This window comes from uncultured Brevundimonas sp., assembly GCF_963977465.1.
Lineage (GTDB): Bacteria > Pseudomonadota > Alphaproteobacteria > Caulobacterales > Caulobacteraceae > Brevundimonas.
In genome coordinates this window covers 140,466-159,679 of sequence record NZ_CAXBOQ010000006.1, presented here as the reverse complement: position 1 = coordinate 159,679, position 19,214 = coordinate 140,466, and the positions used below count along the sequence as shown (strand labels likewise).

The following is a 19,214-nucleotide window of genomic DNA, read 5'->3' as shown; positions in this document are numbered from 1 at the left end:
CACTTGTCGGAGTCGAAACGACGATCCGTGACCTCGTTTATCGCAGTCGAAATGTCTCGCATTCTCGCAGGTCCTTCATGCGCAGCGATGTCGCGGGTGCGCCTTAGCTCTCCGAGCGACATTCTTGCCAACGCCATCAAGACCGGACGAAACGCAGAAGTTCGATCTTTGAATAATGACGGCCGAGCACCGTGCATAATCAAGAATTCCCGAGCGTCCGAGGGCGAACTAATGAATTGCTTCCTATCCATAAAGCCCGCGATTTCTCGCACCAGTATCGTGCGCTCGGGGTCAGAAATTTTTAGCTCTCCGAAAATTTCTGATGCGCTGCGTCGCACCCGACGCTTGGCCTGTGATTTGCGAAGCTCCTTCGGGTCGGGCGATTCCCCCAAAGCTGCGAGTTCATCCCTCACACGTGCAGAACCCCACCTTTCGATGAGAAGTGCGAGTGTGACGCGAAGAAGGTCCTCGTTAGTGCTGGGCATCACAAACCTAGAGAGTTCAGAATTTCCAGCGCTACCGCCGGAAAATATGAGGCGTTTCCAGCATAATTGTTGTCACCCCTCATCAGCTTCGGATAGCCCCTCGAATGCAGCATCTGGTTCGTATAAATCGGCCATCCGTTAGCACATGCCTCGGCATCAATCTCAGCCATTGCCCTTGCCTTTTCCGGTCCCCCATCATTACCGCCATCGTAAAATGCGTTGTTGATGACAACCCCACAGACGTTGATTTTGTGCCCTTTGTTTGATCGTTTGAAGTTGGAAATTGACTGCTTCAATAGCGGGAAACCGATGGTGGCAAAATATTCCGGCTTGACCGGTACAAGCACATTTCCACTAGCGTGATATGCTGCTGTCGTAAAAACAGATTCCGTCGGAGAGCAATCAATAATGACGAGATCTTTATGAGAGTAATTTGCGGATAGAAATTTTGCTAGGTTTTTAGGGTCTATCTTCACCGCACCAAGCAAATTGTCGGAAAAATCAAATCTGGAAGCGATCAATTCAAGCGATCGATTTGCCGCAGTTCCAATGATTTGAGTGACGCCGGTGGGAGGAAGGGGCGAAGGGCTGGAGGTAGTTGCGGACGGCGGCAGATAGCCAGCAAAAACCTCTACGATCGACGGCTTCTGTTGTTTGATGAAATCGGCGTACGTGTAGGGCATTAGTCCTTGACTAAGGTTGGCTTGTGGATCGAGGTCGATTGCTAAGACATCCAAGCCACGCCTTGAGTACGCAAAGCGGGCGAGAAGGGCCGATATCGTCGATTTTCCTACGCCCCCCTTGAGGTTGATCACACAAAGCGTTGTCGGCAGCTTAGACATCGTTTCCCTCCGCAAAAGTTCGCAACCATCATCACGAGGGCGGCGGGAAATACAACCTGTTATTGTGCCGTGTTCGACCTCTTCAGGACGGCGTCGCTTCTTCGCTTGCAGCTCTCGGATACGGACAGCTTTTACGTAACCCTCAAACCTTCACCTCCACCACACTCCCGCCCGCGCGGAATTTGGCGCTCATCTCCGCCATCCCCTTCTCCGCCTCATCCGCAAGCGACCCCCCCGCATCATTCTGCGCCTGGGCGTCCCTGCGGATGTCCTGGCTGATCTTCATGCTGCAGAATTTGGGGCCGCACATCGAGCAGAAATGGGCGGTCTTGTGCGCTTCCTTGGGCAGGGTGGCGTCGTGGTATTTGCGCGCCGTCTCGGGGTCGAGGCCGAGGTTGAACTGGTCTTCCCAGCGGAACTCGAAGCGGGCGCGGCTGAGGGCGTCGTCGTGCATCCGGGCGGCGGGGTGGCCCTTGGCCAGGTCGGCGGCATGGGCGGCGATCTTGTAGGTGATGACGCCGTCCTTGACGTCCTGACGGTCGGGCAGGCCGAGGTGTTCCTTGGGCGTGACGTAGCAGAGCATGGCCGTGCCGAACCAGCCGATCATGGCCGCGCCGATGGCGCTGGTGATGTGGTCATAGCCGGGGGCGATGTCGGTGGTCAGCGGGCCCAAGGTGTAGAAGGGGGCCTCGTGGCAGTGCTTGAGCTGCTCATCCATATTGGCCTTGATCTTGTGCATCGGCACATGGCCGGGACCCTCGATCATCACCTGGCAGCCCTTGGCCCAGGCGATTTTGGTCAGTTCACCGAGGGTGCGCAGCTCGGCGAATTGCGCCTCGTCATTGGCGTCGGCGATGCTGCCGGGGCGCAGGCCGTCGCCGAGGCTGAATGACACGTCATAGGCGCGCATGATGTCGCAGATGTCCTCGAAATGCTCATAGAGGAAGGACTCGCGGTGATGGCTGAGGCACCATTTGGCCATGATCGAGCCGCCGCGTGAGACGATGCCGGTGACGCGCTTGGCGGTCATCGGCACGAACGGCAGGCGCACGCCGGCGTGGATGGTGAAATAGTCGACGCCCTGTTCGGCCTGTTCGATCAGGGTGTCGCGATAGACCTCCCAGGTCAGGTCCTCGGCCACGCCGTTGACCTTCTCCAGCGCCTGATAGATCGGCACGGTACCGATCGGGACCGAGCTGTTGCGCACGATCCAGTCGCGGATGTTGTGGATGTTGCGGCCGGTCGACAGGTCCATGACGTTGTCGGCCCCCCAGCGGGTGGCCCAGACCAGTTTGTCGACCTCGTCATCGACGGAGGACAGGACGGCGCTGTTGCCGATGTTGGCGTTGATCTTCACCAGGAAGTTGCGGCCGATGATCATCGGCTCGACCTCGGGGTGGTTGATGTTGTGGGGAATAATCGCGCGGCCGCGGGCGATCTCCTGACGCACGAACTCCGGGGTCACGAAATCGGGGATCGAGGCGCCGAAGGATTCGCCGTCCCGGGTGTGGGGTGTGGGGGATGGGGTGTGGGCGACGGGGATGGTCGAACCGTCGGCGAGGGTGACGCTCTCACCGGGACCGCGGGCCGTCAGGCCCGCCTGTGCGTCAGGCGCGTCTGAAGACGCGCGGTCCTGACGGCGCAGATTCTCGCGGATGGCGACGTATTCCATCTCGGGCGTGATGATGCCGGCGTTGGCGTATTCATACTGGGTGACCGGGCGGCCCTCGACCCCCTTGAACACCTTGTGGTTGGAGGTGTCGAAGCGCGGGGCCAGGTTCTTGCCGCTGGCGTGGCCGTTGTCCTCGGGCTTGACCTCACGCGGGTTGAGCACGGGGGCGATGTCGCCGCGATCCAGCTGCCACGACGACTTGACCAGGGGCAGGCCCTTCTTGATGTCGATGGTCACCGTCGGGTCGGTATAGGGGCCGGACGGGTCATAAATGGTCAGCGGCGGCTCATTGGCCGACGGGTGCAGGGCCACCTCGCGGAACGGCACGCGGATGTCGGGGAACAGCTCGCCCGAGGCATAGACCTTGTGCGACCCGGCGCGCTCACCGGTCGGGATGGTGCCGGTCTCGCGCATGACTTCGTCACGGGCGTCTTTAAGCGGGAGGCTATCGCTCGCGACGCGGTCGCTCGCTGCTTGAGCCTCGTGAGCCTCGGACGATTTGGGGTGTGTGACGACGATGTTCATGGCGGCCTCTCTATGGAGGTCTGCCGGCGCCAGACGGGCCAGGCCGAAACCTGGGTCCCCGCCTGCGCGGGGATGAGCGGAATTTGGAGTCCGCCCGCGTTTCCCATCCCTTCGCCGGCATGACCCGGATCAGGTTCGACGGGTCAGGCGCATACGCCAATCTCAGCCGCTGACCTGCGACCCCCCGGAGAACTTCCCAGCCATACGCCGGAGCCGGGAGCAGTTCAACGGGGCCGGTTCATTCGCCGGGGCTGCCGGGGAAGCGCAGGGACTCGAACACGTCCCCGGATCCGGCCGGAGACGGGGTTCCGGCGAGGCGGCCCTTGGCGTCGTCATTGTAGCTGCCGAACGGCAGGCACAGCAGCCGGATCGCGAACACGGCGGCGGCCAGCAGGGCGAGGATGCCGAGACCCCAGGCGAGGGCACCCGATTCCAGCGCGGCCAGCATGACCCCCAGGGCCACCAGCAGGGCCCCGCCCATGAAGGCTAGATCCCTGAGCGCCACCCGCATCAGCTGTTTGCGCATGGTGGGGGTGACCGCCTTGCATTTGGGGCAGGGCACGATCAGGCCGCGGTCGAAGATGCGGTCCAGCTGGGCCTGGGCCAGCGCGCGCTGATCGCCGGAGCTGCGGTCCTTGCCGCTGAGGCTGAGGTCCTCGACCTCGGCGGTGGCCGTCTGGTCATAGTCATAGGCGGTGCCGCAGCGCCCGCAGGTCACGTGCTGGATGGCGCTCTCGTTCAGGGTGAATTTACTCATGGTCAGTCCCCTCCGGTCGAGGTCTGACACTGCCAACAACCGCGCGATCTGGCAAACCGCCGGTACGGCGGGTGTGGGGGCGGGTGAGGATTTCAGGGGAGAGAGAAGGGCGGCCCGGCCTGCGTCGGGGGGGCGTTGACAAAGCCGGGCCGCGGGGTCTCTCGGGAACAGGATCATCCGGGAGGTCCACCCCATAAACCGCCGTCGTCAGGATTGGTTCCCGAGCCGATATACAGGTTTTTTGACCCCTGACGGCCCGGCTGTGCGGGGCTCTCGGCCCCGTCGCCTACCTCCGCCCTTCATCGCCGGGCGGATCGGGTCTACGGACGGGGAACACCCCAGGAGCCCGCCATGCATCTCGCCCGTTTTCCCCGTATCCGTCTGGCCCATCTGCCGACCCCGCTGGAGCCGTTGCCGCGACTGAGTGAGGTGCTGGGCGTCGAACTGTGGATCAAGCGCGATGACTGCACCGGTCTGGCCGGGGGCGGCAACAAGACGCGCAAGCTGGAGTTCCTGCTGGGCGACGCCTTCGAGCAGGAGGCCGACACCCTGGTGACCCAGGGTGCGGTTCAGTCCAACCATGTGCGCCAGACGGCGGCGGCGGCGGCGGCCCAGGGGCTGAAATGCGAGGTCATCCTCGAGGCGCGCACCGGCTCGACGGCGTTGGACTATACCGGCAACGGCAATGTGCTGCTGGACCGGCTGTTCGGGGCCGGCATCCGCACCGTGCCGGGCGGATCGGACATGGTCGCCGAACTGGAAAAGACGGCGGCCGAGGTGCGGGCCCGCGGCGGCAAGCCCTATATCATCCCGGGCGGCGGCTCGAACCCGATCGGGGCGCTGGGCTATGTCGACTGCGCCCGCGAGATCGTGGTCCAGGCCGATGAGCTGGACATGCCGATCGACCGCATCATCACCGCGACCGGCAGTGCCGGGACCCACGCCGGACTGGTCGCCGGGCTGGCGGTGATGGGGGCCGACATCCCGGTGCTGGGCATCGGCGTGCGCGCACCCAGGGCGAAGCAGGAAGAGAATGTGCTGAAGCTGGCCCAGGCGACGGCGGCCCTGCTGGGGCGGCCCGACGCGGTGACGGCGGACATGGTGGTGGCCGACTGTGACTATGTCGGCGCGGGTTACGGCCTGATTGATGACGCGGTGATCGACGCGCTGAAACTGGCGGCGCGCACCGACGGCATCGTGCTGGACCCGGTCTATACCGGCAAGGCGATGAAGGGGCTGATCGCCCTGGCCGGGGCGGGCCGGTTCGAGAACGAGACCGTGGTCTTCCTGCACACCGGCGGGGCCCAGGGCCTGTTCGGCTATCAGGGCGAGATCGAAGGGGCGCTTTAATTCAGCGTCATTGGGCAGGGCCGAACGCAACCTGATTCCCGCTCATCCCCGCGAAGGCGGGGACCCAGGCTTTTGGGCGATCCGGTGCCGTCAGATTTCACCCGGCCGCTGACCTCGTCCATCCAGCCTCACGAAAGGACTGGGTCCCCGCCTTCGCGGGGATGAGCGGATTTTTTGGGCCCTACCCCGCCCCCGCCGCGATCTGCATCATCACCAGTCCGGTGAACCAGGCCGCGGCTGTGCCGACGATATAGCCGACCACGGCCAGCAGGACGCCGACCGGGGCCAGCGAGGGGTGGAAGGCGGCGGCGGCGACCGGGGCGCTGGCGGCCCCGCCGATATTGGCCATCGAGCCGACGCCGAGGAAGAAGCTGGGCGCGCGAATCAGGAAGGCCATGCCGACCATCAGCAGCACATGCACCAGCATCCACACCGCACCGATGACGAAATAGGCGGGCGAGTCGAGGATGGCCCCGATGTTCATGTTCAGACCGACGGTGGCGATCAGCACATAGACCAGCAGCGAACCGACCTTGGATGCGCCGGCTCCCTGCAGCTTGCGCGCGGCGGTGAAGGACAGGGCGACGCCGATGGCGGTGGCGGTCAGCACCAGCCAGAAGAAGCTGGAATCCAGCGACAGGCGTTTGGCGATCTCGAAATTGGCCCCGAACCAGCCGGACAGCGGGTCGGCCACGGCGTGGGCCAGGCCGACGGCGGCGAAACCGACGCCGAAGATGAAGACCAGATCCTTGAGCGCGGGGATGCGGGCGTGGGCCAGCTCATAGGCCTCGGCCTTGTCGCGGACCCGGTCGACGGCCGAGCTGTCGGCGCGCAACAGGCGGTCGACGCGGCGCTGATTGGCGGCGATCCACAGCACCACGGCCATCCAGATATTGGCGACGATGACGTCGACCGCGATCCAGATCGAGAAGGTGTCACGGCCCGCACCGTAGATTTCATACAGGGCGGTCTGGTTGGCGGAGCCGCCGATCCAGCTGCCGGCCACGGTGGCCATGCCGCGCCAGATGGCCTCGGGCCCGGCACCGCCCATCAGGTCGGGGGCGACCAGACTGGTCAGGAACAGGGCGATCGGGCCGCCGATCATCACGCCGATGGTGCCGGTGGCGAACATGATCAGCGCCTTGGGCCCGAGGCCGATGACGGCGGGCAGGTCGGCCGAGACGGTCAGCAGCACCAGGGCCGCGGGCAGCAGGAAGCGCGAGGCGATGAAATAGAGCCGCGAGGTCTCGGGATCGACCACGCCGAAGGTGGTCAGCAGCGAAGGCAGGAAATAGCACAGCAGAATGGGCGGAAAGATCGCGTAGAATCGCCGGACCGCACCGTTCTTCAGGTCGGCGCTCCAGAACACCAGGGCGAGGATGGCGGCCAGCAGGCCGAGCACGACAGCGTCGTTGGTGATCAGGGCTGTAGGCCCGGCGGGATCAATAGCCATACTTTTCTCCGGTCTTCTGGGGCATAAGGACAACCTCGCGGCATTTCGGCAAGTCGCGACGAGGAGAATTGACGATGCGGGTACTGGGTGTTCTGGGCGGTATGGGTCCGGCGGCGACCGTCGCCTTTCTGGCGCGGGTGCAGGCGCTGACTCCGGCCGAGGGCGATCTGGATCACATCCGCATGCTGGTCGACATCAACCCGCAGGTGCCCGATCGCAATCGTGCGCCCGAGGCGGCGGACCACATGCTGGGCGAGATGGCAGCGCGACTGCGCGAGGCCGGAGCCCAGATTCTGGCCATGCCGTGCAACACGGCCCACGCCCAGTCCACCAGTCTGCGGGCCATCGGCCTGCCGTTCATCGACATGATCGCCGAGACCACGGCGGCGGCCACCGCCGGCGGGGCCAAGAAGGTCGGCGTGCTGGCCACCCCGGGCGGCGAGGCCCTGTACACCACGGCCCTGGCCGGACAGGGTTCCAAGATCGTGCGTCTGGGCGGGGCCAACCGGCAGGCCTTCATGGCCTGTATTATGGCGGTCAAGCGCGGCGACACCGGCAAGGCCCCCAAGGCCGAGATGCGCCGGCTGGCCGCGGCCCTGGTGTCCGGGGGCGCGGAGGTGGTGATTTCCGGCTGTACCGAGGTGCCGCTGCTGCTGGGCCCCAAGGATGTGTCGGTGCCGCTGGTCGACTCCGCCGAGGTTCTGGCCAAGGCCTGTGTGAAGGCCTGCACCTGACCGTGCAGGTCGGTGCCCTGCTGGAACCGGGCGAGCATCTGGTGTGGTCAGGAGCCCCCGGAGCCCGGCTGTTCCTGTCGCGCCGTCAGGCCGTCACGATGGTCCTTCTCGGCCTGCACGGGATTCTCGCCCTTCTTTTGGTGCTGACGGTTCAGGGCCTGTTCGGTTTCGGGCCGGTTACGGTCGGGGCGCTGGCGCTGGCGGGCCTGTCGCTTCTCGTTCAGGGTTGGCGGTTCTGGAGCTGGTGGAGCCGACGCTACGGGGAACACTATGTGCTGACCGACAGCCGCCTTCTGGTGATCGACCGCGACGGTTCGCTGCGTTCGGAAACCAGCCTGCTGAAGGCCCATCTGTTTCGGCTGAGCGCTTCGTTCGGGGGCGGTTCGACCGTCGTCCTGGGCCAGGATGAGCCGCTGTGGACACCCACGTCGAGCCGGTCGCTGAACCTGAAGCCTTCCGCGGACGCGCCGCGACTGTCGGGCCTGGACGACGGCGGCAAGGTCTTCGCCCTGATCCGCAAGACGGCCGAGGCACGGGAAAAGATATGGACGGCGTCGGCGAATGTGGCCGACACCTGATTTCCCGGCTTGCGGCGTGTGACCGGTGCGCCCGATAAGGTTTGGGTGAAAACGCAAAGCCTGATCATCGATTGTGACCCCGGTGTCGACGACGCCCTGGGTCTGTTTCTGGCCTTCGGATCGCCCGGACTGGAGCTGCTGGCGGTGACCACTGTCGGCGGCAACGTTCCCGGGATTATCACCGCGCGCAACGCCCGGATCATGCGGCAGCTGGCCGGGCGCGAGGACGTACCGGTCCACGCCGGGGCCGACCGGCCGCTGGTGCGCGAGCCGGTGGCGGCGGCGGAGTTCCACGGCGAGGGCGGTATCGGCGACATGGTCCCGTTCGAGCCGCGTCTGGGCAATGCCCCCGGGGCGGCGGCGCAGGCCATCGTCGATCTGGTGATGGCGCGACCGGCGGGATCGGTGGCGCTGGCGGTGATGGGGCCGATGACCAATATCGCGCTGGCGCTGCGGCTGGAACCGAAGCTGGCGGCGCATCTGGGTCCGGTCTCGGTGATGGGCGGCGCACGGTCGGAGGGCGGCAACATCACCCCTTCGGCCGAGTTCAACATCTATGCCGATCCCGACGCGGCGGCCGAGGTGTTTGCCTCGGGCTGTGACCTGATCCTGTTCGGTCTGGACGCGACGCATCAGGTGCGGGCGACCGAGGCGCGGATCGCGGCGATCGAGGCGCTGGACGGCGCGGCGGCGCGGGCGGCGGGCGAGCTGCTGCGCTTCTCGCAGCGGGTCGAGCGCGAGATCGTCGGCTGGGACGCCGGGCCGCTGCATGATCCGTGCACCGTGGCCTGGCTGCTGGACCCCACGCTGTTCGAGCTGAAGCCGTGCCGGATCGATGTGGAGACGGTCAGCGACCTGACCCGCGGCCATACGGCGGTTGAGTTCCGGATCGACGCGGCCACGGCCCAGCATCGCTGGGCGGTCAGGGCCGACGGTCAGGGCGTGTTCGATCTGATCACCGAAAGTCTGGAGCGTCTGCCATGAGGATCACCGTCGTCGGCTCGATCAATCTGGACCATGTGGCCAGCGCCCCGCGCCTGCCGGGGCCGGGCGAGACGGTGACCGGGGCGACGCTGGCGCGGCATCCGGGCGGCAAGGGGGCCAACCAGGCGCTGGCCGCGGCGCGGCTGGGGGCCGAGGTGACGATGATCGGCCGGGTCGGCCGCGACGGTATGGCCGGTGAGGCGCTGGCCCTGCTGCTGGAGGCCGATATCGATGTGGCCGGGGTCATCACCGACGCTGAGGCCGCGACCGGGGTGGCGCTGATCGCGGTCGATCCGTCGGGCGAAAACCAGATTGTGGTGGCGGCGGGGGCCAACCATCGGGTGACGCCCGAACAGCTGCCGCAACGGATCGAGGGGCCGCTGATCCTGCAGCTGGAACTGCCGGTCGAGACGGTCGAGGCGGCGGTCGGGCGGGCGGTGGACTTCGTCTGCGTCAACCTGGCCCCGGCCGCGCCGGTGTCGGAGGCGCTTCTGCGGCGGGCTGATCTGATCGTCGTCAACGAGACCGAGGCGGCCTATTACGGCGATCTGCTGCACAGCGGCGGCGGCCGGGTGGTGGTGACCCTGGGGGCGCGCGGGGCCCGGCTGTTCCAGCGCGGCGGCCTGATCGCCGAGGCCAGCCCGCCCGAGGTCACGGCGGTCGACGCCACCGGGGCCGGCGACACCTTCGTCGGGGCCATCACCGTGGCCCTGCTGGAAGGGATGGAACCGGAGGCGGCGCTGAGGTTCGCGTGTGCCGCGGGGGCGATTGCGGCGACGCGGCCGGGGGCCCAGCCGTCGTTGCCGATGCGCGATGAGGTCGAGGCGATCCTGGAGGGTTGAGGGGGGTGACCGACACGCTGGACGTTACGCCCATCTACGGATGGGGTTGGGTTTTGGACGAGGCAACCTCGATCCCCGAGGTGCCCGCCCCGTTCACGATTCTTGCAGCCTCGTCCGGCGAGCGGATTTGGGAGGGTGTGGTCACGACTCCCGGTCACCCGTTCGAGGGCCATCAGGTCCTGCTGTCAAAGCGCCATGTCGAATGGGACGGTAACGTAAACGTCAAGGTCCGGGAGGTGCTTTCGGGTCGTGTTCTGGCCTCGGGATTTGCCCTTGTCGCGGAGTAGGACCCGCGATGAAGTCGAGGCGATTCCGGAGAGGCGAGGGTCCTCTTTTACTCACGTCATCCTCGGGCTTGTCCCGAGGACCCATCGTTGAGCGGGCTCCGGCCTTGGGTCAGTGGGTATTCTGGACGAGTGGCGAGGCTCCAACCGCCCGTGCGTCGGCGGAATGGGTCCTCGGGACAAGCCCGAGGATGACGGGGAGCGGGGTCGACAGTTGCTCGCCGTCGCGATTTGAATGTCTGGATTGCGGTGCCGATGCTGATGACCGGGCAAGACACGTTGGGACATTCCACCTTAAACCGAAGTGTATCGTTCGATTTCAGCCGGACAGGACCACGACAATGACCAGCATCGCCGAACTTACTCTCGACGCGGTCCGCGCTGATGGGGAAGCGTTCGATCTTCACATCTCGGTCGGCGCACCATTCGCAAGCGAACGGTTCGATGGCTGGGAATGCTCATTGACGTTGCACCCTCTTTTCGAGGCTCCGCTGGACGTCGCGGGCGAGGATTCGCTTCAGGCTTTAGCCCTTGCCCTGCGCACGGCCAGAGACTTGCTGGAGGACTTTACCGACAAGGGCGGAAGACTACTCATAGATGGCGAGGTTTTCCCGATAAACGCCTGGTTCGGCATGCCAGAGCGCACCGCCTGATAGCGGCGAGGTCTCGACCCTTCGTGCGTCGGAGGCATGGGTCCTCGGGACAGGCCCGAGGATGACGGGGGGAGGGGGCGGGTGGCTAGAACTCCACCACCAGCCGCACGACCTCGCCGTCGGCGAGACGGTCGAAGCCGGCGTTGATGTCGTCCAGCCCTATGGTGCCGCTCATCAGGCGGTCGACGGGCAGGCGGCCGGCGCGATAGAGGGCGAGGTAGCGGGGCAGGTCGCGGGACGGGACGCAGGTGCCGATATAGCTGCCCTTCAGGGTGCGTTCCCCGGCGACCAGATCGACGACATTGACGGCCAGGGCGGCTTCGGGCGGGGGCAGGCCGGCGGTGACGGTGGTACCGCCGCGGCGGGTCATCTGCCAGGCGGACTCCAGGGCCCGGACCGAACCGGCCATCTCGAACACGACATCCGCGCCGCCGTTCGTCAGGGCGCGGACCTGGTCGACGGCGTCGGGGTCGGCGGCATTGACCGTCAGGACCGGGCCGAGGCTGCGGGCCAGGGCCAGCTTGTCTTCCGACAGGTCGACGGCGACAACCGGGGAGGCCCCGCTGGCCAGCGCGCCGAGCACACTGGCCAGGCCGACGCCGCCGAGACCGACCACGGCGACCGACTGGCCGGCCCGGACGCCGGCGGTGTTCACCACGGCCCCGACCCCGGTCAGGACGGCGCAACCGAACAGGGCCGCCTCGGCGAAGGGCAGGTCGGCATCGACCTTGACCAGCGAGCGACGCGAGACCACGGCGCGTTCGGCGAAGGCCGAACAGCCGAGGTGGTGGTTGAGGTCGCCGTCGGTGCCGTGCAGCCGCGTGCCGCCGCCCAGCAACTCGCCCTTGCCGTTGGCGGCGGCGCCCGGTTCGCACAGGGCCGGACGGCCGCCGGCGCAGGGGGTGCAGTGGCCGCAGCTGGGCATGAAGACCATGACCACATGATCGCCGACGGCCAGGTCGGTGACGCCCTCGCCCAGGGCCTCGACCACCCCGGCGGCTTCATGGCCCAGCGCCATGGGCAGGGGGCGGGGGCGGTCGCCGTTGATGACACTGAGATCCGAATGGCACAGGCCCGCGGCCTTGATCGCCACCAGCACCTCGTCGCGGCCGGGCGGGTCCAGCGTCACGGTCTCGATCACCAGCGGTCGGCTGTCGGCATAGGGACGGGGCGCACCCAGGGTGCGGAGGACGGCGGCGCGGGTTTTCATGGACCGACGCTAGGCGCTTGACGCCGCCTTCGCCAAGCCCGAGCGTCTGGGCAATGAAGCGCGCCAATGCGCTCAGCCAGCGAGGCACCGCGTGCCGAGCGTTAGCGCACAAACATCAGGGGAGAATTCATGACGGGCACGATCGAGCGGACGAAGCGGAGCGACTACCGGCGTTTTCAGGCGATCTCGACGCGGTGGATGGACAATGACGTCTACGGCCACGTCAACAATGTCGTCTATTATTCGTGGTTCGACACGGCGGTGAACCGGCTGCTGGTGGTGGCCGGGCAGATCGACATTCACAAGGGCGAGGTCATCGGCCTGGTGGCCGAGACCGGCTGTCGCTATTTCGCGCCGACGGCCTTTCCCGACCAGATCGAGGCCGGGGTGCGGGTCGCCCATGTCGGTTCGTCGTCGGTGCGCTATGAGATCGGCCTGTTCCGCAACGCCGAGGACGAGGCCGCGGCGGTCGGCTATTTCGTCCATGTGTACGTCGACCGCGAGACCAAGAAGGCGGTGCCGCTGACGGAGGCGATGCGCGGGTTTCTGGAGAGTCTGAAGGTATGAGAGCGTCGGGTTGGGCTCTGTTGTTCGGCGTTTGCATGCTCAGCGTCGGCTGCGGCGAACTCGATCCGCGCGCCCGGGACGCGGCGCTGGCCGAGCAGTTTGAAATGGATCGAACCGGCTTTCAGGATGCCGTGGATCTGATGACAACCGAGCCGGTTATGCAGCGCGTGGATCGACGTTCGGACGGTTCCGTCTCCGCACAACCACTTGGCGCCGACCCGGCCCGCGTCGGAGCTCTGGCCGGTTTCATGGAGAAGCATGAAATCCTGACCGTCGAAGGGGGGCCGCCGAACACTTCAACCGTGGCATTCCGTATGTACAGTTCGGGTATTGCGGTCTCAGGCCAGCTCAAATCTATCCTGTACAGCCAGACCCCACCGGACGGACCCGTCGTGCAGGACACCGACGTGGAGATAGCCCAACCGAGCGACCAGTGGCGCGTCGTTTACCGCCGTTTGGCCGACGACTGGTACATTAAGAACAGCTGCTGCTGATCAGTCGTCCAGCCGGTCGCGCAGGGCCAGCACGGCGACCGTGGTCAGGACGCCGAGGGCGAAGGCGGCGAGCAGGCTGCCGCCGGCGACCTCGGCCCGGATGCTGAGGGCGCGGGCCACGGCGTGGTCGACGCGGTCGTCGCCATCGAGATCGTCATACTGGAAATTAGCGGCGTCGTAGAGAACGCCCTCGACCGTGCGGGTCTCGGCGGGATCGTCGATCGGGGGGACGGTCATTGGGCAACTCCGACAGGGGTAGACAGATAATCGATCGCAAGCTTGACGGTTCCCGGTAACGGGCCGTGGTGACAAATGGCCCGGTCCGGGCTAGATGCCCGCCTCACATTTTAGCCATATCAGACGACGGACTCATGGCCGGCCATTCCAAATACAAGAACATCATGCACCGCAAGGGGCGCGCTGACGCGGTGCGATCCAAGCTGTTCTCGAAATTGTCGCGCGACATCACCGTGGCGGCCAAGTCGGGCATGCCCGATATCGCCCTGAACCCGCGTCTGCGCCTGGCGGTCAACAACGCCAAGGCCGAGAGCCTGCCCAAGGACGTGATCGACCGGGCCATCAAGAAGGCGGCCGGTGGTGACATCGATACGATGGAGGAGGTCCGCTACGAGGGCCGCGGCCCCGGCGGGGTCGGTATCATCGTCGAGGCCCTGACCGACAACCGCAATCGCGCCAACTCCAACATCGGCACGGCGTTCAAGAAGAACGGCGGGGCGCTGAGCGAGATGAACTCGGTCGCCTTCATGTGGGACAAGGTCGGGCGGATCCACTATCCGGCCGAGGCCGGGACCGAGGACGCGGTGATGGAAGCCGCGATCGAGGCGGGGGCCCAGGACGTCGAGAGCGATCTGGTCAAGCCCGATATCTATGAGGACGCGCCGGGTCACGTCATCTGGACGGCCTTCGAGGATCTGAACGAGGTGGCGGAGGCCATGTCCAAGATCCTGGGTGACGCCAAGTCGACGGCCATCGTCTGGAAGCCGCAGTCCGAGGTGCCGGTCACCGGCGAGGCGGTCGGCACACTGATGAAGCTGCTCGACGCGCTGGACGCCGAGGACGACGTTTCGGTGGTGTTCTCGAACGAGGACATCTCCGACGAAGACATGGCGACCTACGGGGGCTAGGGGAACGGCCGCTACGGGGAGGGGTTAGGAAGCGAACTGCAACGCTTTCCCGGAGCCGTCCCCATGGACATCACCCAACTGATCCTCGACGACCACGCCGAGCAGCGGCGGTTGTTCTCGATCCTCGAACAGATCGACGCCGGGGATACGGCGGCGCTGACCGCGGTGTGGGGCCGGCTGTCGGCCTTCCTCGAGGCCCATGCCGAGGCCGAGGAGCGGTTCTTCTATCCGGAACTGCTGAAAGTCGGCGAGGCCGCCAACGATGCCGAGGGCGATGACGCCGGTCCCGAAACCGTCGATGCCATTGAGGATCACAACAAGCTGCGCGATGCAGTTCGGGCCGTGGCCGGCCACCGCGTCGGGACGAAGGCCTGGGTCGAGGCGGTCGGCAAGGCCAATGTGGTCAACTCGAAGCATATGGGTGAGGAGGAACGGCAGGGGCTGACCGACTTTCGCCGCAACGCCCCGCTGGAGACGCGTCACGCGCTGGGTGTGCGGTTCGCCGCCTTTGCCGCTGACCACATCACCGGGGTCAAGCCGGTCAACAAGGACCCCGAGACCTATGTCGAGAAACACGGCTGATCGCGGCTGCGGTCCCGGTTCGGTGCGGAAATCCAGCGGTGGATGAATCCCGTCCACTCTCGACAGAAGTCGCGAGTCTCATTAACCCTTGGTCAATGATTGGGAAGGCGCTGCCGGAGCATTGATGCCGGCACCTGCACTCGCTCGGGTCGACCCGGTCAGTTGGATGTCGAGGAGCGACCATGATGCTTTTGTCCAGAATTGATCGGGCCCTTTCAGGTGCAGCCGGCAAAGGCGACCGCGGTCGGCCGGCCCTGGTGTCAGAACAGCCGGGTCCCGCCGCGACCGAGGCCGCCTCGGGCATGATCGGTGAACGCTTTGAAACCATCCTCGGCAGTCTGGACCAGCTCGGCGAGCTGGCCGAACAGTTCCGGGCCTTTGAATCCCTTCTGGGCGAGGTGCGTGAGCCCCTGACCGAGGAATTCACCGCCCGACGCGACGCCCATATCGAATTGATCAACCTGCGCACGTCCCAGGTGGAAATGGCCGAGCGGGTTGAGGTCGTCACGGCCGAAAACCGTGCCCTGGTCACCGCGACGGCCGAGGCCGAGACCCGGATCGAGGAACTGCAGGCCTATGGCGACGAGCACGCCACCGGCCTGCAGGAGGCGCGGCTGGAGCTGGACCGCCTGCGGACCAACCTGTCGCAGTCGACGGCGCAGCTGGAGGCGCTGCAGGCGTCGGAGCGCAACAGCTCACAGCGGATCGTCGAACTGGAACATGATCAGGACGCCCTGCGCACGCAGCTGGCGACGGTCGATTCGGCGCGGGTCGAGGCCGATTCGGCCCGGGCCCTGGCCAGCCGCGATTACCGGCTGTCGGCGGATGAGAACGAAGCGCTGAAGCGGCGCATGGAAGAGGTCGTCGGCGAGGTGGCCAGCCTGGCGCGCGCCGCCGCGACCGTCGAGGCACAGCTGACGGCGGAACGTTCGCGTGCCGCCGCCGAACAGGCCGAGAGCGCCCGCGTGCTGCGGGCCATGGAAAACCAGGCCGAGAGCGCCCGGTCCGAATCGGCCGCCACCTTGGCGCGTCTGGACACGGCGACCGCCCGTTCGCTGCGGCTGGAGACGCTGAACGCCGACCAGGCCACGCGCCTGGCCGAGCTGCAGGCCACGTCGCAGACCGCAGAACGCCGCGGCGAGGAGCTGCAGACCAGTCTCGATCGGGCTCTTGAACGCATCCGCGGGCTGGAAGTCGTGGTCTATGAGGCGCGCGAGCGTCACGCCGCCATGGACAGCGCCCGCCACGCCGCCGTGGATCGCGCCGAATCCCTGACCAAGGCCGCCGCCGTCCACGAGAAGGCGCTGTCACGCAGCGAGGACCGGCTGACCAAGCTGCAGGCCAAGCTGAGCGCGGTCCAGTCGGCCAATGAGGCGGAGGTCGCGACCCTGAACGAACAGATCGCCACCCTGCGGGGTGAGCTTGAAGCCGCCCACGCCGATTCGGCCATGACCTCGGCCGCGCTGGACACCGCGCGCCGCGACCGCAGTGGCCGCGAGCGTGTGGGCCCGGACAGTGGTGGTTCAATCCAGGCCATCGCCAGCTAGGCGATGGCGTGGGTGCCCGAGCCTTAGGGGGAGGGCGGCGTGCGAGGCTGACTCAGACCACGCCGGGGCTTTCGTTCTGACGGGGGTTCCGGCGAGAGGCGGTAGCGTCGAGCCGCGAGGGCCGCCGCGTCTGAACCTGACGATCAAGGGCTTCAGTCAGATCGGAGAGTTGGGCGTCTGACAACTCTGTTCCTGTGCGCAGGATTTCGCTGCGCAGCGCATCATAGTGGCGCGGATGCAGGCCGTGGCCGGCCGGCCGAAATTCGGTCGTATTCGCCATAACGTCGATCTCCGATACGGTAGTCAATGCGCGGCCGTTGTGTCCGGTTCCGGACATAGGGAATTGTCCCTATCAAGCCTGCTGACGGCGGATGGCGTTGTTCGAGCCGCCGGGTCCGCGCCTGACGCAGGGGAACAGACCGCAGTCCTTGATCGATGCGCGCGGCCGGCGCTAGGCTGAAGATTCGTCAGCTGTCGGAGCGAATTCATGATCGATATGGGGCTGGTCTGGCCAGTGCTGGCGGCGATGACGGCCGGGGGGCTGATCGGGGTCGAGCGGACCTATCACGGCCATCCGGCCGGCTTTCGCACCCATATCCTGGTCTGTATGGCGTCGTGCCTGCTGATGCTGGCCGCGATGCACCAGAGCCAGTGGGCCTTTACCGCCCTGCCCGGACAGACGGTGGTCATCGATCCGACCCGGATGGCGCACGGCCTGCTGACCGGCATCGGCTTCCTGTGCGCGGGGGTGATCTTTCGCGAGGGGTTTTCGGTCAAGGGACTGACCACGGCGGCGTCGCTGTGGATGACCTCGGCCCTCGGCGTGCTGTTCGGCGTCGGCATGCTGCAGCTGGCCCTGATCGGGTCGGTGGCGACGCTGGCGGTGCTGGCCATCCTGCGCCTTCTGGATGCGCAGCTGCCGCATATCGGCGTGCTGGACGTGCATCTGCGCTGGAGCCGCGGCAGCGCGCCGGATGAGGTCGCCCTGCGGGCCATGTTGCGCGAGAACCAACTGAAATGCGTACAGATCGGCCATGTGCTGAGCCCTGACGGCCAGTTGCACGAGCAGCACATCAAGGCGCGTGGGCAGATGCCGCTGGACATCGATGCCCTGGTCCGGCGGCTGTCGGACACCGTGGGACTGGCCGGTTTCTCGGTGATTCCGCGCGACAATTGAGGCGGCGGCAGCGCTGGTCATTGTTCGGTAACCGCGTTTGGGGCATGAATGGAACGAATGACGAACGTTCCGATTCCTGCTGCGACCCGAATCCTGGGTCTGGACCCCGGTCTGCGCCGTACCGGCTGGGGCGTGGTGGTGGCCGAGGGGTCGCGGCTGCGCTGGGTGGCGCACGGGGTGGTCAGCCCGCCCGAGGGGGCACCGTTCAGCGAACGACTGCTGCATCTGCTGGAGGCGGTGGGTGAGGTCTGTGCCACGCACGGCTGTGACGAGGCGGCGATCGAGGAGGTGTTCGTCAACATGAATCCGGCCTCGACCCTGAAACTGGGCCATGCGCGGGCGGCGGTGATGCTGGCTCCGGCGCGGCACGGTCTGAGCGTGGCCGAATATGCGCCGAACCTGATCAAGAAGGCGGTGGTCGGGGCCGGTCACGCCGACAAGAGCCAGATCGCCTTCATGGTCAAACGCCTGTTGCCCGCTGCCGGAGACGTGAAGGCCGACGCGGCCGACGCCCTGGCCGTGGCCATCACCCATGCCCAGCTGCGGCGGATGAAGCTGCTGCCGATCCGGGGGGCGGCATGATCGGCCGTCTCAGAGGCATGCTGGCCGAGGTCGAGGAAGGGCATTGCCTGATCGACTGCGCCGGGGTGGGCTATGTCGTGGCCTGCGGGGCGCGGACGTTGCAGCGGCTGCCGGCCCCGGGCGACGAGGCGGTGCTGCATATCGAATCCAGCTGGTCGGCCGAGAACGGGCCGCGGCTGTACGGTTTCCTGACCCGCGACGAACGGCGCGCCTTCACGACGCTGACCGGCATCCAGGGGGTGGGGCCCAAGGCGGCCCTGAGCGTGCTGGACGTCCTGCCGCCCGCCGAGCTGGCGGCGGCGGTGGCCCGCGACGACAAGGCGGCGGTGGCCCGGGCAAACGGCGTCGGCCCCAAGCTGGCGCTACGCATCGTCCTTGAACTGAAGGGCAAGTCGCTGGGCGAGGTCAACTTCACGCCCGACAGCGCGGGTGGGCATGCCGAGGTCGTGGCCCCGGTGCCCAGCGTCACGGGCGAGGCGGTTTCGGCCCTGCTGGGTCTGGGCGTGGCCGAGGTCAATGCGCGCCGGTCTGTCGATCACGCCCTGACCCGTCTGGGCGAGGAGGCCGATCTGTCGGCGGTGATCCGCGCGGCCCTGCAGGAGCTGGGGCGGTGAGTTCCCTATTCCGTTCATCCCCGCGAAGGCGGGGACCCAGGTTTGAGCGGTGGCACCGTGCGTCGGGCTGCCATCCATCTGAAATCGGCACCGCTGATCACCCAAAGAACTGGGTCCCCGCCTGCGCGGGGATGAGC

22 protein-coding genes and 1 riboswitch are annotated in these 19,214 nt (G+C 66.5%); of the genes, 15 read left to right on the top strand and 7 right to left on the bottom strand.

Translation table 11 applies throughout. The features are described from left to right. Nucleotides 1-484 precede the first annotated feature (484 nt). The 3 genes from AAC067_RS13745 to AAC067_RS13735 form a co-directional block, all read right to left on the bottom strand. On the bottom strand, nt 485-1,327 hold the full coding sequence (locus AAC067_RS13745; RefSeq protein ID WP_339933419.1) for a ParA family protein: 843 nt from the start codon (nt 1,325-1,327) through the stop codon (nt 485-487). 142 nt (nt 1,328-1,469) lie between these two features. Next, entirely contained in the window at nt 1,470-3,413 is a 1,944-nt protein-coding gene (thiC, locus tag AAC067_RS13740; RefSeq protein WP_339933489.1) for a phosphomethylpyrimidine synthase ThiC, read from the bottom strand. A gap of 199 nt (nt 3,414-3,612) precedes the next feature. Continuing rightward, nucleotides 3,613-3,721: riboswitch (TPP riboswitch) on the bottom strand. Nucleotides 3,722-3,762: 41 nt separating this feature from the next. Then, nucleotides 3,763-4,281, bottom strand: coding sequence for a hypothetical protein (locus tag AAC067_RS13735; RefSeq protein ID WP_339933418.1), 519 nt, complete (start codon nt 4,279-4,281; stop codon nt 3,763-3,765). A gap of 351 nt (nt 4,282-4,632) precedes the next feature. On the opposite strand from AAC067_RS13735, the gene AAC067_RS13730 reads away from it, so the two are divergent. After that, nucleotides 4,633-5,631: a D-cysteine desulfhydrase gene (locus AAC067_RS13730; protein ID WP_339933417.1), complete on the top strand. Its 999-nt coding sequence runs from the start codon at nt 4,633-4,635 to the stop codon at nt 5,629-5,631. Between the two features lie 181 nt (nt 5,632-5,812). Here the strand turns inward: AAC067_RS13730 and AAC067_RS13725 are convergent, their stop codons facing one another. Continuing rightward, nucleotides 5,813-7,084 carry a DUF819 family protein gene (locus AAC067_RS13725; RefSeq protein WP_339933416.1) on the bottom strand — a complete coding sequence of 424 codons (1,272 nt, stop codon included), beginning with the start codon at nt 7,082-7,084 and terminating at the stop codon, nt 5,813-5,815. Nucleotides 7,085-7,158: 74 nt separating this feature from the next. Between AAC067_RS13725 and AAC067_RS13720 the strand changes: the two genes are divergently transcribed. From AAC067_RS13720 to AAC067_RS13695, 6 genes are all read left to right on the top strand, one after another. Continuing rightward, on the top strand, nt 7,159-7,818 hold the full coding sequence (locus tag AAC067_RS13720; protein ID WP_339933415.1) for an amino acid racemase: 660 nt from the start codon (nt 7,159-7,161) through the stop codon (nt 7,816-7,818). A 2-nt stretch (nt 7,819-7,820) separates the two neighbouring features. Next, nucleotides 7,821-8,396 (top strand): hypothetical protein, encoded by a 576-nt coding sequence (locus AAC067_RS13715; protein WP_339933414.1) that lies wholly within the window; start codon nt 7,821-7,823, stop codon nt 8,394-8,396. Nucleotides 8,397-8,441: 45 nt separating this feature from the next. Next, nucleotides 8,442-9,380 (top strand): nucleoside hydrolase, encoded by a 939-nt coding sequence (locus AAC067_RS13710; protein WP_339933413.1) that lies wholly within the window; start codon nt 8,442-8,444, stop codon nt 9,378-9,380. Then, a complete protein-coding gene (locus AAC067_RS13705) occupies nt 9,377-10,222 on the top strand; it encodes a ribokinase (protein WP_339933412.1) in 846 nt (281 codons plus the stop codon). The genes AAC067_RS13710 and AAC067_RS13705 overlap by 4 nt, the downstream gene beginning before the upstream one ends. 5 nt (nt 10,223-10,227) lie before the next feature. Further along, the gene (locus AAC067_RS13700) at nt 10,228-10,509 is read left to right on the top strand and encodes a hypothetical protein (RefSeq protein ID WP_339933411.1); all 282 of its coding nucleotides are present in this window, start codon (nt 10,228-10,230) and stop codon (nt 10,507-10,509) included. A 338-nt stretch (nt 10,510-10,847) separates the two neighbouring features. After that, nucleotides 10,848-11,159, top strand: a complete 312-nt coding sequence (locus tag AAC067_RS13695; RefSeq protein ID WP_339933410.1) for a hypothetical protein — start codon at nt 10,848-10,850, stop codon at nt 11,157-11,159. A gap of 85 nt (nt 11,160-11,244) precedes the next feature. Here the strand turns inward: AAC067_RS13695 and AAC067_RS13690 are convergent, their stop codons facing one another. After that, nucleotides 11,245-12,369 carry a zinc-dependent alcohol dehydrogenase family protein gene (locus AAC067_RS13690; RefSeq protein ID WP_339933409.1) on the bottom strand — a complete coding sequence of 375 codons (1,125 nt, stop codon included), beginning with the start codon at nt 12,367-12,369 and terminating at the stop codon, nt 11,245-11,247. A gap of 129 nt (nt 12,370-12,498) precedes the next feature. Here AAC067_RS13690 and AAC067_RS13685 point away from each other — a divergent pair, with 129 nt between their 5' ends. Together AAC067_RS13685 and AAC067_RS13680 are read left to right on the top strand one after the other, a co-directional pair. Then, on the top strand, nt 12,499-12,936 hold the full coding sequence (locus AAC067_RS13685; RefSeq protein WP_339933408.1) for a thioesterase family protein: 438 nt from the start codon (nt 12,499-12,501) through the stop codon (nt 12,934-12,936). Nucleotides 12,937-12,971: 35 nt separating this feature from the next. Further along, on the top strand, nt 12,972-13,430 hold the full coding sequence (locus AAC067_RS13680) for a hypothetical protein (RefSeq protein WP_339933407.1): 459 nt from the start codon (nt 12,972-12,974) through the stop codon (nt 13,428-13,430). On the opposite strand, the gene AAC067_RS13675 is transcribed toward AAC067_RS13680, so the two are convergent. Next, complete coding sequence (locus tag AAC067_RS13675; protein WP_339933406.1) at nt 13,431-13,667, bottom strand: hypothetical protein; 237 nt, start codon at nt 13,665-13,667, stop codon at nt 13,431-13,433. 134 nt (nt 13,668-13,801) lie between these two features. Between AAC067_RS13675 and AAC067_RS13670 the strand changes: the two genes are divergently transcribed. From AAC067_RS13670 to AAC067_RS13660, 3 genes are all read left to right on the top strand, one after another. Then, nucleotides 13,802-14,575: a YebC/PmpR family DNA-binding transcriptional regulator gene (locus tag AAC067_RS13670; RefSeq protein ID WP_339933405.1), complete on the top strand. Its 774-nt coding sequence runs from the start codon at nt 13,802-13,804 to the stop codon at nt 14,573-14,575. A 63-nt stretch (nt 14,576-14,638) separates the two neighbouring features. Continuing rightward, the gene (locus AAC067_RS13665; protein ID WP_339933404.1) at nt 14,639-15,157 is read left to right on the top strand and encodes a hemerythrin domain-containing protein; all 519 of its coding nucleotides are present in this window, start codon (nt 14,639-14,641) and stop codon (nt 15,155-15,157) included. 182 nt (nt 15,158-15,339) lie between these two features. Continuing rightward, nucleotides 15,340-16,704, top strand: coding sequence for a hypothetical protein (locus AAC067_RS13660; protein ID WP_339933403.1), 1,365 nt, complete (start codon nt 15,340-15,342; stop codon nt 16,702-16,704). Between the two features lie 52 nt (nt 16,705-16,756). On the opposite strand, the gene AAC067_RS13655 is transcribed toward AAC067_RS13660, so the two are convergent. Next, nucleotides 16,757-17,041 (bottom strand): hypothetical protein, encoded by a 285-nt coding sequence (locus AAC067_RS13655; protein ID WP_339933402.1) that lies wholly within the window; start codon nt 17,039-17,041, stop codon nt 16,757-16,759. Between the two features lie 150 nt (nt 17,042-17,191). Here AAC067_RS13655 and AAC067_RS13650 point away from each other — a divergent pair, with 150 nt between their 5' ends. Genes AAC067_RS13650 through ruvA form a run of 3 tightly spaced genes read left to right on the top strand, consistent with a single transcriptional unit; the run spans nt 17,192 to nt 19,077 of the window. Next, the gene (locus tag AAC067_RS13650) at nt 17,192-17,881 is read left to right on the top strand and encodes an MgtC/SapB family protein (protein WP_339933401.1); all 690 of its coding nucleotides are present in this window, start codon (nt 17,192-17,194) and stop codon (nt 17,879-17,881) included. A 57-nt stretch (nt 17,882-17,938) separates the two neighbouring features. Further along, nucleotides 17,939-18,463, top strand: coding sequence for a crossover junction endodeoxyribonuclease RuvC (ruvC, locus tag AAC067_RS13645; protein WP_339933400.1), 525 nt, complete (start codon nt 17,939-17,941; stop codon nt 18,461-18,463). Next, nucleotides 18,460-19,077 (top strand): Holliday junction branch migration protein RuvA, encoded by a 618-nt coding sequence (ruvA, locus tag AAC067_RS13640; RefSeq protein WP_339933399.1) that lies wholly within the window; start codon nt 18,460-18,462, stop codon nt 19,075-19,077. Before ruvC ends, ruvA begins: the two co-directional genes overlap by 4 nt. The last annotated feature ends 137 nt before the right edge of the window (nt 19,078-19,214 follow it).

Excerpts from the sequence above, each read along its gene's own strand:
- AAC067_RS13745 (WP_339933419.1), bottom strand. The coding sequence starts at position 1,327 with ATGTCTAAGCTGCCGACAACGCTTTGTGTGATCAACCTCAAGGGGGGC.
- thiC (WP_339933489.1), bottom strand. The coding sequence starts at position 3,413 with ATGCGCGAGACCGGCACCATCCCGACCGGTGAGCGCGCCGGGTCGCAC.
- AAC067_RS13735 (WP_339933418.1), bottom strand. The coding sequence starts at position 4,281 with ATGAGTAAATTCACCCTGAACGAGAGCGCCATCCAGCACGTGACCTGC.
- AAC067_RS13730 (WP_339933417.1), top strand. The coding sequence starts at position 4,633 with ATGCATCTCGCCCGTTTTCCCCGTATCCGTCTGGCCCATCTGCCGACC.
- AAC067_RS13725 (WP_339933416.1), bottom strand. The coding sequence starts at position 7,084 with ATGGCTATTGATCCCGCCGGGCCTACAGCCCTGATCACCAACGACGCT.
- AAC067_RS13720 (WP_339933415.1), top strand. The coding sequence starts at position 7,159 with ATGCGGGTACTGGGTGTTCTGGGCGGTATGGGTCCGGCGGCGACCGTC.
- AAC067_RS13705 (WP_339933412.1), top strand. The coding sequence starts at position 9,377 with ATGAGGATCACCGTCGTCGGCTCGATCAATCTGGACCATGTGGCCAGC.
- AAC067_RS13695 (WP_339933410.1), top strand. The coding sequence starts at position 10,848 with ATGACCAGCATCGCCGAACTTACTCTCGACGCGGTCCGCGCTGATGGG.
- AAC067_RS13690 (WP_339933409.1), bottom strand. The coding sequence starts at position 12,369 with ATGAAAACCCGCGCCGCCGTCCTCCGCACCCTGGGTGCGCCCCGTCCC.
- AAC067_RS13685 (WP_339933408.1), top strand. The coding sequence starts at position 12,499 with ATGACGGGCACGATCGAGCGGACGAAGCGGAGCGACTACCGGCGTTTT.
- AAC067_RS13680 (WP_339933407.1), top strand. The coding sequence starts at position 12,972 with ATGCTCAGCGTCGGCTGCGGCGAACTCGATCCGCGCGCCCGGGACGCG.
- AAC067_RS13675 (WP_339933406.1), bottom strand. The coding sequence starts at position 13,667 with ATGACCGTCCCCCCGATCGACGATCCCGCCGAGACCCGCACGGTCGAG.
- AAC067_RS13670 (WP_339933405.1), top strand. The coding sequence starts at position 13,802 with ATGGCCGGCCATTCCAAATACAAGAACATCATGCACCGCAAGGGGCGC.
- AAC067_RS13665 (WP_339933404.1), top strand. The coding sequence starts at position 14,639 with ATGGACATCACCCAACTGATCCTCGACGACCACGCCGAGCAGCGGCGG.
- AAC067_RS13660 (WP_339933403.1), top strand. The coding sequence starts at position 15,340 with ATGATGCTTTTGTCCAGAATTGATCGGGCCCTTTCAGGTGCAGCCGGC.
- AAC067_RS13655 (WP_339933402.1), bottom strand. The coding sequence starts at position 17,041 with ATGTCCGGAACCGGACACAACGGCCGCGCATTGACTACCGTATCGGAG.
- AAC067_RS13650 (WP_339933401.1), top strand. The coding sequence starts at position 17,192 with ATGATCGATATGGGGCTGGTCTGGCCAGTGCTGGCGGCGATGACGGCC.
- ruvC (WP_339933400.1), top strand. The coding sequence starts at position 17,939 with ATGACGAACGTTCCGATTCCTGCTGCGACCCGAATCCTGGGTCTGGAC.
- ruvA (WP_339933399.1), top strand. The coding sequence starts at position 18,460 with ATGATCGGCCGTCTCAGAGGCATGCTGGCCGAGGTCGAGGAAGGGCAT.